Annotated in this window: 17 protein-coding genes; 11 read left to right on the top strand and 6 right to left on the bottom strand. The window is 65.1% G+C overall.

Features of this window, described 5'->3' with window-relative positions; genetic code table 11:
* Positions 1–12 precede the first annotated feature (12 nt).
* The gene (locus tag LF41_RS12960) at positions 13–1536 is read right to left on the bottom strand and encodes a metallophosphoesterase family protein (protein WP_052116424.1); all 1524 of its coding nucleotides are present in this window, start codon (positions 1534–1536) and stop codon (positions 13–15) included.
* 118 nt (positions 1537–1654) lie between these two features.
* Positions 1655–2695, bottom strand: coding sequence for a WD40 repeat domain-containing protein (locus tag LF41_RS12955; RefSeq protein WP_036170428.1), 1041 nt, complete (start codon positions 2693–2695; stop codon positions 1655–1657).
* 162 nt (positions 2696–2857) lie between these two features.
* Here LF41_RS12955 and LF41_RS12950 point away from each other — a divergent pair, with 162 nt between their 5' ends.
* The 3 genes from LF41_RS12950 to LF41_RS12940 all read left to right on the top strand — a co-directional run bounded on the left by LF41_RS12950 (position 2858) and on the right by LF41_RS12940 (position 6324).
* On the top strand, positions 2858–4009 hold the full coding sequence (locus LF41_RS12950; protein WP_052116423.1) for an NADH:flavin oxidoreductase/NADH oxidase: 1152 nt from the start codon (positions 2858–2860) through the stop codon (positions 4007–4009).
* Between the two features lie 92 nt (positions 4010–4101).
* The gene (locus LF41_RS12945; RefSeq protein ID WP_036170426.1) at positions 4102–5865 is read left to right on the top strand and encodes an esterase/lipase family protein; all 1764 of its coding nucleotides are present in this window, start codon (positions 4102–4104) and stop codon (positions 5863–5865) included.
* Between the two features lie 60 nt (positions 5866–5925).
* On the top strand, positions 5926–6324 hold the full coding sequence (locus tag LF41_RS12940) for a hypothetical protein (protein ID WP_036170424.1): 399 nt from the start codon (positions 5926–5928) through the stop codon (positions 6322–6324).
* A gap of 3 nt (positions 6325–6327) precedes the next feature.
* Here the strand turns inward: LF41_RS12940 and LF41_RS12935 are convergent, their stop codons facing one another.
* Entirely contained in the window at positions 6328–6534 is a 207-nt protein-coding gene (locus tag LF41_RS12935; protein WP_036170422.1) for a hypothetical protein, read from the bottom strand.
* 196 nt (positions 6535–6730) lie between these two features.
* Between LF41_RS12935 and LF41_RS17300 the strand changes: the two genes are divergently transcribed.
* The 5 genes from LF41_RS17300 (at position 6731) to LF41_RS12915 (ending at position 9786) form a co-directional block, all read left to right on the top strand.
* Complete coding sequence (locus tag LF41_RS17300) at positions 6731–7069, top strand: excalibur calcium-binding domain-containing protein (RefSeq protein WP_345775578.1); 339 nt, start codon at positions 6731–6733, stop codon at positions 7067–7069.
* Between the two features lie 118 nt (positions 7070–7187).
* On the top strand, positions 7188–8105 hold the full coding sequence (locus tag LF41_RS12930) for a DUF3427 domain-containing protein (protein ID WP_036170420.1): 918 nt from the start codon (positions 7188–7190) through the stop codon (positions 8103–8105).
* Positions 8106–8113: 8 nt separating this feature from the next.
* On the top strand, positions 8114–8584 hold the full coding sequence (locus tag LF41_RS12925) for a hypothetical protein (RefSeq protein WP_152600019.1): 471 nt from the start codon (positions 8114–8116) through the stop codon (positions 8582–8584).
* Positions 8585–8702: 118 nt separating this feature from the next.
* Positions 8703–8939: a hypothetical protein gene (locus tag LF41_RS12920; RefSeq protein ID WP_036170418.1), complete on the top strand. Its 237-nt coding sequence runs from the start codon at positions 8703–8705 to the stop codon at positions 8937–8939.
* A 310-nt stretch (positions 8940–9249) separates the two neighbouring features.
* The gene (locus tag LF41_RS12915; protein ID WP_036170416.1) at positions 9250–9786 is read left to right on the top strand and encodes a DUF6630 family protein; all 537 of its coding nucleotides are present in this window, start codon (positions 9250–9252) and stop codon (positions 9784–9786) included.
* Here the strand turns inward: LF41_RS12915 and LF41_RS12910 are convergent.
* The 3 genes from LF41_RS12910 to LF41_RS12900 all read right to left on the bottom strand — a co-directional run bounded on the left by LF41_RS12910 (position 9783) and on the right by LF41_RS12900 (position 11476).
* Positions 9783–10214, bottom strand: coding sequence for a hypothetical protein (locus tag LF41_RS12910; RefSeq protein WP_152600018.1), 432 nt, complete (start codon positions 10212–10214; stop codon positions 9783–9785). The two genes, LF41_RS12915 and LF41_RS12910, sit on opposite strands and share 4 nt — an antisense overlap.
* Positions 10215–10308: 94 nt before the next feature.
* The gene (locus LF41_RS12905) at positions 10309–10680 is read right to left on the bottom strand and encodes a hypothetical protein (protein WP_036170409.1); all 372 of its coding nucleotides are present in this window, start codon (positions 10678–10680) and stop codon (positions 10309–10311) included.
* A 10-nt stretch (positions 10681–10690) separates the two neighbouring features.
* Positions 10691–11476: a hypothetical protein gene (locus tag LF41_RS12900; RefSeq protein ID WP_036170408.1), complete on the bottom strand. Its 786-nt coding sequence runs from the start codon at positions 11474–11476 to the stop codon at positions 10691–10693.
* Positions 11477–11571: 95 nt separating this feature from the next.
* On the opposite strand from LF41_RS12900, the gene LF41_RS12895 reads away from it, so the two are divergent.
* The 3 genes from LF41_RS12895 to LF41_RS12885 are packed head-to-tail and all read left to right on the top strand — an operon-like array spanning position 11572 to position 13674.
* Positions 11572–12750 (top strand): hypothetical protein, encoded by a 1179-nt coding sequence (locus tag LF41_RS12895; protein WP_036170407.1) that lies wholly within the window; start codon positions 11572–11574, stop codon positions 12748–12750.
* Positions 12747–13193 carry a hypothetical protein gene (locus LF41_RS12890; protein ID WP_036170406.1) on the top strand — a complete coding sequence of 149 codons (447 nt, stop codon included), beginning with the start codon at positions 12747–12749 and terminating at the stop codon, positions 13191–13193. The genes LF41_RS12895 and LF41_RS12890 overlap by 4 nt, the downstream gene beginning before the upstream one ends.
* A gap of 49 nt (positions 13194–13242) precedes the next feature.
* Positions 13243–13674 (top strand): hypothetical protein, encoded by a 432-nt coding sequence (locus tag LF41_RS12885; protein WP_152600017.1) that lies wholly within the window; start codon positions 13243–13245, stop codon positions 13672–13674.
* Positions 13675–13697: the final 23 nt, after the last annotated feature.

Here is a 13697-nt window from a genome sequence, read left to right as displayed (position 1 = left end):
AGCGCCCCCCGGTCACCGGACGATCAAGTTGAACCCCACCTGGCGGACCACGCCATTGGATTCCCCTTGCACGACAAGGGGATAGGTGCCGGCGGTGGCCTGGGAGCTGGACACGCGCAGGGCCACGCGGGAGGTGCCGTCCCCGTCGGCCGGGGGCGTCACGGGGTTCACCGACCAGGTGGCCGTGACCCCGGTGGGCAGGCCGATGATCGAAATCTGGATCGGTGCGTTGAAGTCGCCGTAGCTGCCGAAGGTGATGATCTTCCCGCCCGTGCTGCCGCGATTGACCGCGATCGACGGCGAGGCCTGCAGCAGGAAATCGGGCACGACCTGCGTCGCGCGATTGCACGTGCCGGCGACGGTGTCGGTGAACGTCTTGCCCGCGATGGGTACGAAGTCCGCCCGATAGTCCGACGCGGTGAGCGTCAACTTCAGGATCCCGTAGGTGCTGCTTTGCTTGCGCTCCAGCAACGGCGAGGTGCCGTTGACCGGGTACATCGGGCCGCCGCCGGTGCCGACGACGATCTCCCGCACGCCATCGCTCTGCGGATTCTGGTTGCCGTCCATGGGCGACCAACGCTGGTAGTTGTGGTCGTGCGCGACCAACGCCAGATCCGCGCGCGAGGCATACAGGCGGTCCATGAACGGCTTCATCGTCGCGTAGCCGGTGTAGTTGCCGCGGCTGATGAACGCGTGGTGCCAGTACGCCGCCGTGCACGGCTTGGTGTTGGCGCGCAGGTCCGCATCGAGCCAGGTCAGTTGCGCCGCGGCCACCGTGTTGCCGCTGCGGCTGTTGAGCGCGATGAAGTGCCAATCGCCGACGTCGAAGCTGTAATAGCCCTTGCTGCGGTCGCCCGCCGGGCCCGTCTGGTTGCCGACGCCGTTGTAGTAGTCGAAATACCCCGGCGCATTGGCCACCGTGTACTCGTGGTTGCCGGGCACCGGCTGCGTGATCGCCTTGAAGCGGCCCCAGTTCGGTTCGTAGCGCAACAGATAATCGTCGAGCGTGCCGTTGTTGTACGCGTTGTCGCCCAGCGTCAGCGCGACCACCGGGTTGATGCCGAGCACCAGGTCCGAGGTGGCCTTGCAGTTGTTCGGATTGGTGGCGCTGCAGATATCGCCCGCCGCGGTGACGAGCGACTCGGTCGAAGCGAGCGACACCGTGCCCGCCTGGTAACCGCTCAATGCGTAACGGCTGCCCGGATTGGCGAACGTCGGCGTGATCGTGACGCAACTGCCGCGCAGCGCGCGCGTGTAAAAGCTGCGGCCTTCCCACTTGTCGCCGGCCTTCAGTTCGATGACGCCACCCTGCGTACCGCTGAGCCTGAGCTTGTCGTTGCCCTTCAGCACCAGCGAATCGAAGCCCACGCGGATCCAACGCGAATTGCTCCGGCATACCTGCGTCGGCGCCGTGCCCGCGAGTTCCCGCGAGACGGCCGTGTCTTCCGCGAACTGCAGCGTGTTTTCCGCACCCTTCGCAACGCCGACCGCGGAGACCAACGCGACCAACGGTGCACCCCACATGCCGAACTTCATGCCCGCAATCCTCCACGCACGTTGCGTTTACAAAAAGCAACGCACGCACGCGCGCGCAACAGGACACCCTCACGGAAGTGAAGCGCGTTTCATCGGCATGAATGCGGCGCACGCCGAATCAAGGCGCCGGAACGTTGGCGACGACCACCGTGCCCGCGTACGTGCCGTACGCGAACCGGGTGAAGTCCGGTGACCAGGTGACCGCAGAGGTCACGCCGATCCCCGTGCCCGATTCGAAGGTTTGCCGCAGCGCGCCGTCGGACACGCGCCAGAAGCGGATCGTGCCGCGTTGATCCCATCCTTCCGACGTTTCGAACGGACGGTAACCGGTGGTCACCAATCGCGTACCGCCGGGCGAGAAACGCACCGCGGTGACGCCTTCGTTCGACTGCGCATTCGGGAAGCGACGGAGCACCGCGCCGTCGGAGATGCGGAACAGCGTGGTTTCGTTCGGCGACGAGGCCCACGCCGCGAGCGACGCACTGTCCGGCGCGAACTGCATCGGCGTGGTGGTGCGCAGGTTGCCGGCGGTAAGCAGCCGCATCGTTCCCCCATCGCTACGACGCTGCACGGTGATGGTGCCCTGCGATGCGGACGCCTGGAGTTGCCCGTCGGGCGAGAACACCCAGTTGGTGGAGATCTTGTTGTAGCCGCTGCCGACGATCCGCACTACGGAGAAATTCACAATGCGCCACCGCGCTGCGGTCGTATCGCCCGTCGACGCGGTCAGCTGCGCATCCGGCGTGAACGTCACCACTTCGTTGGGTTGGATCGTGATGACCAGCGACCCGAGGAATGCGCCATCCGACGCGCGATGCACGCGATATGCGCCGCCGCGATTGCTGTTGTGCACGGCGAGTTGGACGCCGTCGTTCGAGTACACCACCTGATCGGCCGTGCCCGAGCGATGCGGCTGCAACACCGACCATGCGAGCGCGCCGTTCGACGCCGCGCGCGCACGCACCCAGCGATCCGTCGAACCGACCGCGACACGCGCGCCCGACCCCGGCGCCCATGCCACGCCGACGATGGAATTGGCCAGGCCGTTCGGCGTCGGCGCCGACCACACGATCTGCGGCGCGGATTGCGCGTGCGCGGCGGCGCCCATCACCAGCGAGAAGGCCAGCAGCCCGTGGACGAGATGGCGATGCGTGTTCATGGTCGGCCCTCCGCGTGGCTGCGCACGCGGTGGATGCCCATGGGCGTGGCGGCGGTTCGACAAAAGGCCGGCGATGGAACACGGAAGCACCGGGGATGCAACGCTGCTGAGCTTCATCCCGCGCGACCATGTGCGCCGCGAAACCGCCCCCACGGAATCCCCATGTCCAAGCCCAAGCTGTTCGAACCCCTGCGCGTGCGCAACCTCGCGCTCGACAATCGCATCGTCATCGCGCCGATGTGCCAGTACTCATGCGACGCCGACGGCCGCGCGAACGACTGGCACGCGATCCACCTCGGCCACCTCGCGCTCTCCGGCGCGGGCCTGCTGACGATCGAAGCGACCGCCGTCGTGCCGGAAGGCCGCATCACCTGGGCCGACCTCGGCTTGTGGGACGACGCCACCGAAGACGCACTGCGTGACGTCCTCAAGCGCGTGCGCGCCTTCTCCGACATGCCCATTGCGATCCAGCTCGCGCACGCGGGACGCAAGGCCTCCTGCGAAACCCCGTGGGCCGGCGGGCACCAGTTGCCGCCGAAGGACGCGCACGGATGGCAGACCGTCTCCGCGAGCGCGCAACCGCACTACCCGCACGAGCACGCCCCCGTCGCACTCGACCGCGCCGGCATGGACCGCATCCGCGACGCCTTCGCCGAATCCGCGAAGCGCGCGGCGCGCATCGGCATCGACGCCGTGCAGATCCACGCCGCGCATGGTTACCTGCTGCATCAATTCCTTTCGCCGTTGAGCAACACGCGCACCGACGAATACGGCGGCAGCCTGGAAAACCGCATGCGCTTCCCGCTGGAAGTGTTCGACGCCGTGCGCGCCGCCTTCCCCGCCGACCGCACCGTCACCGTGCGCGTGTCGGGCACCGACTGGATGGACGGCGGCTGGGATGTCGAACAGACGATCGCATTCGCGAAAGCGCTGGAAGCCCGCGGCTGCGATGCGATCCACATCAGCAGCGGCGGCGTCGCCGCGGAACAGAAGATCCCCCTCGGGCCTGGCTACCAGGTACCGCTGGCGCGTGCGGTCAAGCACGCGGTGACGATGCCCGTGGTCGCCGTCGGCTTGATCAACGACCCCGAACACGCCGAAGCGATCCTCGGCAACGGCGATGCCGACATCATCGCCCTCGCGCGCGCGTTCCTCTACGACCCGCGCTGGCCGTGGCGCGCGGCGGTGAAGCTCGGCGGCCACGTGCGCCCGCCGAAGCAATACCTGCGCAGCGAACCGCGGCAGGATCGCGGGTTGTTCAAGGTGCCCGAGAAGGTGTCGCCTGCCGCGCACTGGAGCGCCGACGAGGCGTAGCACCTCCGCTCACGCCGAGAGCGCCGTTCACCGGCTGGCCGAGCGGCCGGCCGGGTGCCGTTTCGCCGAGTGTCGAAGCGACGGGAACGGCCATGCACATTTCCGGCAAAGGCACGATCGCATTGTTGGCGCTGGCGCTCGCGCTGCCCGCGTGCGTCGATGACGACGACGGCGGCAACTCGACCCCGCCGCAGTGGATCTACCAGGATGCGCAGAAGCCGCATCCCATCGCGGTGGTATTCGTCCACGGCCTCATCGGCGATACCAAGGGCACATGGACGAACGGCGGCAAGTCCTTCTTCGACTATCTGCACGACAGCCCGGGCGTCGGCGACCAGGTCGACATCTACGCGTTCGGCTTCACGTCGAAGATGGTGGGCGATGGGTCGCTGAAGATCGGCGAGGCTGCGATCAAGCTCAACGAGATGATCAAGGACGCCGGCATCGACCGTTACGACCAGATCGTCTTCGTCGCGCACAGCATGGGCGGGCTCATCACCCTGCGCGAGTTGATCAGCCGGCCGGAAGTGCGCGCGAAGGTGCCGCTGGTGGTGTTCTACGCGACGCCGCAGGAAGGCGCGCAGATCGCGAAGATCGGCCAGCTCCTGAAAGACAACAAGGCCGTGCGCCAGATGCTGCCGTCCGACAGCAACGATTACCTGGAGCAGTTGCAGGAAGACTGGGTGAACGTGCGCAACGGGCCCGTGCATCCACGGGTCATCTGCGCCTACGAAACCAAACCATTGCCCGTCCTCGGCGTCATCGTCCCGAAGACCACAGCCACGCGTTTCTGCGACCAGAACGCATCGGCGATCGAAGACAGCGACCACGTCACGCTCGTGAAGCCGAACGGACTGGATCATCCGTCCGTCGTGGTGCTGCGCAATGCGCTGAAGGACTACGCGATGCCGGCGCTGAGCGACGCTTCGTGGGAGCCGCAGAAGATCGACACCGCGACGCAACCCTGGTCCTACGTAATCGAGGACGCAGGCGGACCGAACCCGGTGCACTTCAAGAACCGCGCGCGCATCGCCATGCCGCTGTCCGTGCGCTCGCTCGACGGCGGCTTCGTGCCCATCCAGGACGACAAGCCACCGCTCGTGCAACCCAATGGCGAAGGCGGCGTCGAACTCGTGCTGTTCAATCCGCTCAAGACCGAATATCCGTTGGAAGTGCGGCTCGGCCGCGCGCCGCCGCGCACCCTCATCGCGCGCATCACCGACATGGACCGCGCGATCGCGCAACGCAATGCACTGCGCGACACCACGACGCAACACATGAACGCCTGGATCGAGACCGGTGACAACAAGGCACGCCTCGAAGCGTTGCCCACCGAGCAGCGCAACGAGAAGTTCCTCGCGCTCGCCACCGAATCGATCGCGCAACTGCACCCCGAGATGCCCGAAAGCGCACGACTGGTGCTGGCCGCCGACACGCTCAACACCCTCGGCCTCTCCGGCGGCGCGGCGCATGCCTTGTCCACCGTCGAAGCGCGCTACCCCGAAGTCGCGAAGACCGCCGGCGTACGGCGACTGGCCGGCATCGTCTCCGCACGCACCGGCAACGACGCCGTCCTCGAACACGTCGACGTCCCGGCCATCCCCGCCGACGAAGCCCTCAAACCCGCCGACTTCTCCACCGCCACCGACGCACAACGCCACCACCTCGACGTCTTCGCCGACCACCTGCGCACGATCCCCGCCACGCACGCCGAAGGCGCGGTGCTGAAAGGCGACGTCGCGATGGCGGCCGGCCACGATGAAGCCGCCGCCCGCGCCTATACCGAAGCGCAGCATGTCGAAGCCACGCCGGTGGTGCGGCATCGCATGCGGTCCGCTGCGGAGGTGCATCGCTGACGCGGGCAACCGCAACGCCGCGGGGGCCGATAGACTCGTGCGTTGACTCGGGGAAAGTCGATGCAATCGGACGCACTGCGGTTCTGGATCTTCGTGCTCGTCTCGCTGGTGGCGTTCGCCGCCATCCTGCGATTCGCCACCCGCCACCGCACGCAGCGCCCGCGCGCCGCCACGGTAATCGCAACCGCGGCCATCGTGGTCGTCGGCGGAATGACCTTCGCCAAGTACGGCCACAACCTCGGCCTGCCGTGGTGGATCTACTACACCGCCCCCGCATTGGCGACGCTGCTCCTGCCGCCGATCGTCTTCCGCCTGCGCGGACGTGAGCTCGCGTGGTACCTGGGTCTCGCGTTCCTGTCGTCGCCCGTGATCCACGTGGCGTTCTCCTTCCTGCTCGGCTGGAAGGAATACATGCCGTTCATCCCGGTCCCGGCGTGGTGGGACGTGCTGGGGCGCTAACCCCTAATGCACATACCCGGCATCCCGACACGACGCCTGCACATGCGCCTCGACCGCCGCCCAATCCGGCGCGTCATCGCCCCGCAGCGCATCCCAGGCCTTGTGCAACACCGGCGACAACTCGTCCCAGGACCCGTGCGCACATTCCTCGCGGGCGACCTTGAGGACCGCTTCGAACAGGTGCGCGTCCATCGCGCGCGTAATGGCCATCTGCGCCTCCCGTGGTAGAAGCACGCGGAAACGATGGGCTTGGGGGTGTCAAAGCGATGGGTTCGCGTGGTGATGGAGGCTGACTGGTTCAGCCTTGGCGCCGACGCGAGTAACGCAGCTACTTTCGGTATCGAGTGACCGGGGCACTGCGTGCGACCCGTATCCTCCACCGACGCAATGGCTCCGGGGGGATGCCGTGGGGAACAAACTTCTTTGGACGGCTGCCGCAACCTTCGCGGTTGCGTTCCTCTTGCCCGGACTGAATTCGAACGTCGCGCACGCGCATAGCGGCGGCCTCAATGCCGAAGGCTGCCACCACGATCGGAAGCATGGCGGGTATCACTGCCATCGTGGGCCGGGTGCGAGCGCGGCGCCGAAAGCGCGAGTTGTGCCGCGCTCTGACTTGAACTCGGGGAGCGTGTATTACCGGAATTGCTCGGAGGCGCGGGCGGCGGGAGCTGCGCCGGTGCGTCGGGGGGACCCGGGGTATGCGCCGCATCTGGATCGGGATAACGACGGCATAGGTTGCGAATAGAGATACGAAACCTGATCTCACATGGAGCAACTCGCAACTCGGCTCAGAGAATTTTCTTGTAACGCAATGAGAATTGCGACAAATTCCGGATGCCCACAGGGGGGCGTACGGGGTTTCTATGAAAGGGGAGGCAATCGCTTTGGAGCCGTTCCGGCTCGGCGCGACGTACACGCGTGAAGATATTGCTCAAGAGGGCGGAGTCGCACCAATAAATCCGCGATCGGGCGGAATCACTGAGTACAGTAACGCTGTTCTCTTCTTCGTCACTTTGGAGAAGGAAGAGCCGTACCTGGACACTTTTGACGGCACATACTTTCAGTGGCAGAGCCAGCTTCAACAGCATCAGGGCTCACCAGTAATCTTGCGAATTCGCGACGAGGCACTACCTGTACATCTGTTTGCTCGAATTCGGGCAAAGACTGACGGCAGGACTCACCCCTTTGTCTATTGTGGCGAACTCGCGTTCCTGGCGATGCAAGGCGAGAACCCGGTCACGGTCATGTTCCAGTCGCTACATTTCGATCTCAAGTCGAAATCCGACTTGCTCCGCGCCATTTACGCATGGCGCTCCAACTTGCCGCCAAGCGCTCTGGACCGCGCGCGACGAGACGAGATCGAAGGGCGCGTCTCCAAGGGGCAGGGAAGGCTCCTCGACGCCGCTCTCCGCAAGAAGATTGAACTGCTCGGAATGGAGGCAGCGAAAGGGCACTACGTCTCACTGAAGTACGTCGTTCGTGATACCTCCGCAAACCACCCCTACGACCTTGAGTGCAGACGAGGAAGCGAGTTGCGAAGAGTTGAAGTGAAGGCAACGCAAGGGGATGCGAGTGAGGTTTACGTGACTTCTGGGGAGGTTCTGTGCGCGCGGATGCCTGGAGTATCCACTGACCTTTTCATCCTGCATGGAGTGCGAGTACACAAGGAGAATGGCAAGGAACTGTCCGTCATCGGCGGTCAAGTACGAATTGTTGAAAATTGGCACCCTCGGAATGAAGATCTCACTGCCACACAGTACCGATACAGAGTTTCGAAATAGAAGCTCACTTGAATCAATCGTTCGACTCTAGGGGATTCATGAAAGCTAAGTTATTGCTGGTGGCCGCGATCGTCACTCTCGTTGGCTGCGCCACTACACCAATCAACACCGCGACGGCGCGCAGCACTCCGCTCAGTCGCATTTATGCGCAGGATCTCGTGATTCCTGGCGAAGGCAAAGTACAGCTGATTGTCGCGCGTGACGCAGGTGCCGTCGGCAGCGCTTGCATGACCGCTGTGTACCTTGATGGCAAGATCGTTTCCGCAATCGATAACGCTGAAAAGGTCACTTTTTACGTCTTGCCTGGCAGATACATCCTCGGAACAGGCCCAAATCCAAATGGAACTGGACTGTGCAAATACAATTCCGAGAGGTCCCGTCGAGAAGCTGAAATCATCGCCGAGATTGGTAAGCCGCTGAAGTATCGGTTGGCAATGAATGACCGCGGTGAGTTTTCCTTGATGCCGACCGCGTTCTAATCAGCAGGCATCAATCGATAACCGTCTGCGCGAATTGGATGGCGATGTGACTCATAGTCCGTCGCCATCGCACCTGCGCACCTGATTCAATCTCGCAACTTCATCCGCGAGATCATCAATGCAAGCCATTCCCGACTACCCACGCCAATTCATCCTCTCCACCGACACCCGCAACCGCTGGCGCTGGTTCCTCTTCGACGACGGCATGAAGCCCGTCGCCCGTGCCTTCACCACCTACCGCACCTATGACGCCTGCATCGAAGGCATTCGCCAGGCCGTCGGCATCGCGCAGGGTGCGGCGGTGTGGGATGCGGAGCTGCAGCGGTGGGACGAACAAGCGCTCGCTCGGGAATGAGCCGCCCTGCTGGTGGGGAATTGGGAAATCTCGTATCTCGACACCCTTCCGGAGTATGTCGACACACGATTTTTGTATGTCGACTTCCCTTTTTCGTATCTCGACGCAGGTTCGAAGCGTTCTGACACACCTTTTCGGTCTGTGGGGATACGTTCGGAGGGTGCTGACACACCTTTTTCGTCTATCAGTTAACGATTGAGGTCCTCCCACGGGGAAAATTCCTCCTCCGGAGCACGTTTGAAGGTCTCGGGAGAGGAAAACTCGTTCTCCGGAGACCTCGCGACCGGCACCAGGCGTACCCTTCCCTCCCATGCACCCCGACTTCGACAACTTCGATCCCGACGACAACTTCGCCGCGTCCTTTTCGTCCTCGTCCGACCTCGACGAGGACGCCGCGCTCGAGGCCGTCGCCTGGCAGCTCCTGCTCCTGATCAATCCGGGGGACGAGGATTCGGCGGCGTTGCAGTTCGCGGAGGTGCGCGATGCGCTGGGGTCGGGTTCGGAGGCCATCGATGCCATCCGCGATGCGATCGACTGGAAGGCGGGGTTCTTCCTCGCCGAGGACGATGCGGGCGGGGTGGTCGAGGCGCTCGATGAGCTCGCGGCGCGGGTCGGGGTCCGGGTGGATTGGGACCTGGACGACGAGGCCGACGATGCGCTCGCCGATGCCGATGCGGGGGCGTTGTTGTCGCGGGCCGCGGTGCAGTTACGGGAGCGGGGGTATTCGCTCTGGTTGTGGGAGACCGGAAGCGAGCATTTGGCCGGGTGGGTAGCGGCCCGGTCGGATGATGAGTCGGTGCCGATGGTCGCAGGAGCGTTGGGGTTTCACGTCCGCGCGGCGATCTAGCAATCCCCGCCCGCTTGCACCCATCCGTTGTCCACGCGCTTCATGCGCTGGCCGTTGATGCAGCGTTCGTTTTCCGTCGGGGTTTCCGCGCGTTGTTCGCGGGCGCGTTCCTGTTGGCGGAGTTGTTGCTGGACCTTGAGCGTTTGTTCGCGGGCAGCGCGGGCGGCGGCGTCGCGGGCTTCGGCCTGGTCCATGAAGGTTTCGGTCGCGGTGGCGGGTTTCGCCACGGTCGCGGGCACCACCGGCGGTGGCAGCGGCGTGGGGGTTTCGATCACGGTGGCCGAAGGTGCGGCGACGGCGGTTTGCGACGGCGGCTTGATCGGCAGGTTGCCGCGCCAGTACTGCACGCCCACGTAAGCCAGTGCGCCCACCGCAATCAGTGCGATGGTCCAACGCAATCCACGGTTCTTCTTACGACGGCGCCGCATATGCCCCGGTCTCCCGACTGATCCTCGCCCCTGCGCGGAGCATAGCGGGCCGGTCGGCGGGAAACGTGTTGCGGTGCAACGTTTCGAATACCGGTTACTTCCGGGCGCGGCGTCGGCGCAGGTATTGCGAGACGGCGAAGCTGCCCCAGAACACCAGCGTCGCCACCAGCACCAGGCCTTCCGAAATATGGAACTGCGTGGCTTGCGCCTGGGGCACCCAGATCGTGCTGCCGCGGTACTGGACGGCGGCGGTGGCTTGCTGGTTGGGCTCCACGTAGCCGGTGCGCAGCACGTCCTGCCCGAGATGCACCTGCCAGGCGATGGCGCCGAACCAGCTGCCGGCGCCGACCAAAGTCAGCACCAACTTGCGTCCCTGCCATGCATCCAGGTCGCGGTCTTGCTGCGAGACCCACGGTTCGAACGGATCGCGTTTTTCCTTCGACAGCCAGGGCTGGTACGGATCCATCGCGACTCCCTTAGTTCGAGGGGATCAAGCTCATGTCGCTACGATAACTCCAGATCTCCGCCTGCACCTCGTCGACGGTGCCGGCGAAGCCATCGAGCAGTTGCTGCCGCACCGTCGTGTCTTCCACCGATGCGAGCACGCCTTCGAGGCCGCCGGGGCCTTCGTCGAACGCCGACCAGCCTTCGCGCGAGACCATCAACATGTAACCAGGCGACGCCGTGCCGCCCACGCCTTCGTACCAGGTGAACGACGATTTGTGTTTCGCGGTGTCGAGCGCGGCGCGCATGCGCTTCACGATTTTCTCGAAGCGCTCGCTGCGGCCCAGGCGCACCTCGTACGTGTAGACCTGCACGAGTTTGGTCGGGCGCCATTGTTCGAGCGGTGTGCCGGCGCTGAGGTCGCGGCGCACGCGGTACACCGCGCGGTAGGTCGGTTCGCCATAAGGCAGGAACGTGCGGTCGGCATCCTTGCCGTCGTCGGAGGGCGCGACGCGGTTGTCGAACGCCGCGAACGGCGCGCCGAACGTGCCATCGATGAACATCCCCATCCGCGGTCCATGCGTGACATACCAGCCGTACCAGACGAGCGGGTCGTCGTGCGTGCGGTGCCATTCCAGGTGCTTGCGGTAGCCGGCGTCGAATTGCGCGTCCATGCCGGGCTTCGGCAGGTAGCCGAAGAGGTGCGCGGCATCGCCGGAGTCCTTGAGCGTGGTGGTGGGTTCGGCTGCGGAGGCTGCGAGCGCGGCACAAGTGAGCGCGACGGCGGCGAAGACCTGGAGCAAGCGGGGACGCTGCATGCGGATGGGGTGTGCGATCGGGGGAGGATCGAGTGTATCGCCGTCCAATCACCGAAGGCCTCACAATGGCGCCAACATCCCGCCTGGAATTCGCCATGGCGATTTCGAAGTGGCTGTCCCTGTTGGCGTTGGCGCCTGTCCTCTCTCTCGCGGCCGATACCGCCGCGCCGCCTGCGCTTGCGGATTTCGTCGCGCATTGCGATGCGCAAGGCCGCACGGTCTGGAAGGTGTCGCTCTGCGCGCCGGTCGTGGTCGTCGCGCAAGACGGTACCGTGCAATGGACCAGCACCACGCCGCCATCGGCGCCGTTGCCTTCCACGCGTGCCAATACGTCGGTCGATTGGGGTGGCAGCAAGTGGGTGATGTTGCTCGCGCCGCTGCCGACGAGTGACGCGGAGCTGCGGCGGCTCGTGTACCACGAGTCGTTCCACGTGCATCAGGGTGCGCTCGGGTTGCCGGACAACATGGCGGTCGCGGCGCATCTGGAATCACAACAGGCGCGGGTGTCGATTCGCCTGGAATGGAGTGAGCTTGAGCAGGCGCTTGCGTCCACGGGCGACGCGCGCAAACGAGCCATCGAGCGTGCCCTCGCCTATCGCGCGCAGCGCCTGACCGACGCCACCGCCCGCAGCGACGAACGCGCGCAGATGCGCCACGAAGGCCTGGCCGAGTACACAGGCACCGTGTTGTCGGGCGATGCGGCGGCGCTCGCGATCGACAGCCTGAAGCATGCAAATGAGCGGCCGTCGTTCGCGCGCAGTTTCGCGTACGTCAGCGGGCCTGCGTGGGGATTGTTGCTGGATGCGCTCGTGCCGGATTGGAAGGCGCAACTCGCGGCGAAACCGGATGCCGACTTGCCGGACCTGATGCCGCTGAAACCGGCGACGCTGCCGCGCGTGCTGATTCGCGGCGCCATCGAGCGCGAGGAAGCCAGCCGCGCATATCGCCGCAAGCAACTCGTCGACGACGCCACGCAGCGCACATCCGAAGCCAACGGCCTCCACCTTCCGCTCGCGAAGATCCAGCTCGACTTCGATCCCAACCGCGTCGTGCCGATGCCCGACGGCTCGCAGGTCTACGACAAGATCACACTGACCAGCGATTGGGGCACCATTGCGGTCGACGGCGCGCCGCTGCGCATCGTCAAGGAATGGAATGCCGCGTACGTACCATGGCCGCTACCGGGGGAGATGACATTGAAGCTCGCGGATGGGTGGTCGGCGCAACGTGGCGCAGACGGACGAATGATCGTCGGAAAGAAGGAATCGCCATGACGCGCAGTCGCACGTGGGTCGCTTATCTGTGCGGAATCCTGGGATGCGCCGCGGCGCCGGCGTTGTGTTTCGCCACCATCGAGGCGTCTGACGGATCGCGGTACAGCGCCGACTTTGCCGCAACGTTCTTGATCGCATTCCTGATCGCGTTGCCGCACGCCGTGTTGCTGGGCGCGCCGTACGTGGCGTGGTTGCGCAAGCGCGCCAGGTTCCGCTTGTGGCCGATGCTGGTGGGGGGGTTCCTCGCGGCGGCGTTGCCGTACGCGCTGCTCACGGTCGGCCCGGAGTTGCTGCGCGGCAGCGTCTCCGGCTTCTGGACGCTGTGGTATCAGCCGATCGTCTGGGGGGCGTGGGCGATGTTCGGCGCGCTGGGCGCGGCGGCGTTCTACTTCGCGTTCGCGTTCGTGCAATCGCACGCCACGTTGCGGACGAGCGCTGGCTGATCGCGCGCGTCGGCGGTGGCAGGATGTGGCCTTCAAGAAGGGGCGAACCATGCAACAACGTCCAGGGTTACTCGCGATCGTGTTGGGGATGCTCGCATCCGCCGCAGTCCCGACGCTCGGCGTGTTCGCGCTGATGCTGTTCTTCATCGCGGAAGACGGATGGGCGGACTGGGTGACGCTGGTCGTCGCCGTGACATTCGCCGCCGCGCTGCTGCACCTGTGCTTCCTGGGCCTGCCGGCGATCTACTGGCTGATCTCGAAACAGAAATTCCGCGCATGGCCCATGGCGCTGACCGGCGCAATCGTCGCGGCGATCCCGGTCTCGATCCTGACGTTCCCCTACGCGCCCTGGGCTGATCCGAGCGACACGTTGGCGGACTTGGGCGTCGCGGTGCTGCTATTCGCATCCGCCGGCGCGGTGAGCGCGCTGGCGTTCTACGGCGTATGCCGCGCGATGGCGAAGCCGGTGGCGGCTGTGTAAAGAAAAAGGCCAACCTTTCGGTT

This window comes from Lysobacter dokdonensis DS-58, from assembly GCF_000770795.1.
Classification (GTDB): domain Bacteria; phylum Pseudomonadota; class Gammaproteobacteria; order Xanthomonadales; family Xanthomonadaceae; genus Noviluteimonas; species Noviluteimonas dokdonensis.
The sequence above is the reverse complement of the archived record's forward strand: the minus strand, read 5'-3'. Positions and strand labels throughout refer to the sequence as shown.

Excerpts from the sequence above, each read along its gene's own strand:
- LF41_RS12905 (WP_036170409.1), bottom strand. The coding sequence starts at position 10,680 with ATGGATCCGTACCAGCCCTGGCTGTCGAAGGAAAAACGCGATCCGTTC.
- LF41_RS12940 (WP_036170424.1), top strand. The coding sequence starts at position 5,926 with ATGCAATCGGACGCACTGCGGTTCTGGATCTTCGTGCTCGTCTCGCTG.
- LF41_RS12900 (WP_036170408.1), bottom strand. The coding sequence starts at position 11,476 with ATGCAGCGTCCCCGCTTGCTCCAGGTCTTCGCCGCCGTCGCGCTCACT.
- LF41_RS12915 (WP_036170416.1), top strand. The coding sequence starts at position 9,250 with ATGCACCCCGACTTCGACAACTTCGATCCCGACGACAACTTCGCCGCG.
- LF41_RS12960 (WP_052116424.1), bottom strand. The coding sequence starts at position 1,536 with ATGAAGTTCGGCATGTGGGGTGCACCGTTGGTCGCGTTGGTCTCCGCG.
- LF41_RS12955 (WP_036170428.1), bottom strand. The coding sequence starts at position 2,695 with ATGAACACGCATCGCCATCTCGTCCACGGGCTGCTGGCCTTCTCGCTG.
- LF41_RS12910 (WP_152600018.1), bottom strand. The coding sequence starts at position 10,214 with ATGCGGCGCCGTCGTAAGAAGAACCGTGGATTGCGTTGGACCATCGCA.
- LF41_RS12930 (WP_036170420.1), top strand. The coding sequence starts at position 7,188 with ATGAAAGGGGAGGCAATCGCTTTGGAGCCGTTCCGGCTCGGCGCGACG.
- LF41_RS12935 (WP_036170422.1), bottom strand. The coding sequence starts at position 6,534 with ATGGCCATTACGCGCGCGATGGACGCGCACCTGTTCGAAGCGGTCCTC.
- LF41_RS12945 (WP_036170426.1), top strand. The coding sequence starts at position 4,102 with ATGCACATTTCCGGCAAAGGCACGATCGCATTGTTGGCGCTGGCGCTC.
- LF41_RS12885 (WP_152600017.1), top strand. The coding sequence starts at position 13,243 with ATGCAACAACGTCCAGGGTTACTCGCGATCGTGTTGGGGATGCTCGCA.
- LF41_RS12920 (WP_036170418.1), top strand. The coding sequence starts at position 8,703 with ATGCAAGCCATTCCCGACTACCCACGCCAATTCATCCTCTCCACCGAC.
- LF41_RS12890 (WP_036170406.1), top strand. The coding sequence starts at position 12,747 with ATGACGCGCAGTCGCACGTGGGTCGCTTATCTGTGCGGAATCCTGGGA.
- LF41_RS12950 (WP_052116423.1), top strand. The coding sequence starts at position 2,858 with ATGTCCAAGCCCAAGCTGTTCGAACCCCTGCGCGTGCGCAACCTCGCG.
- LF41_RS12895 (WP_036170407.1), top strand. The coding sequence starts at position 11,572 with ATGGCGATTTCGAAGTGGCTGTCCCTGTTGGCGTTGGCGCCTGTCCTC.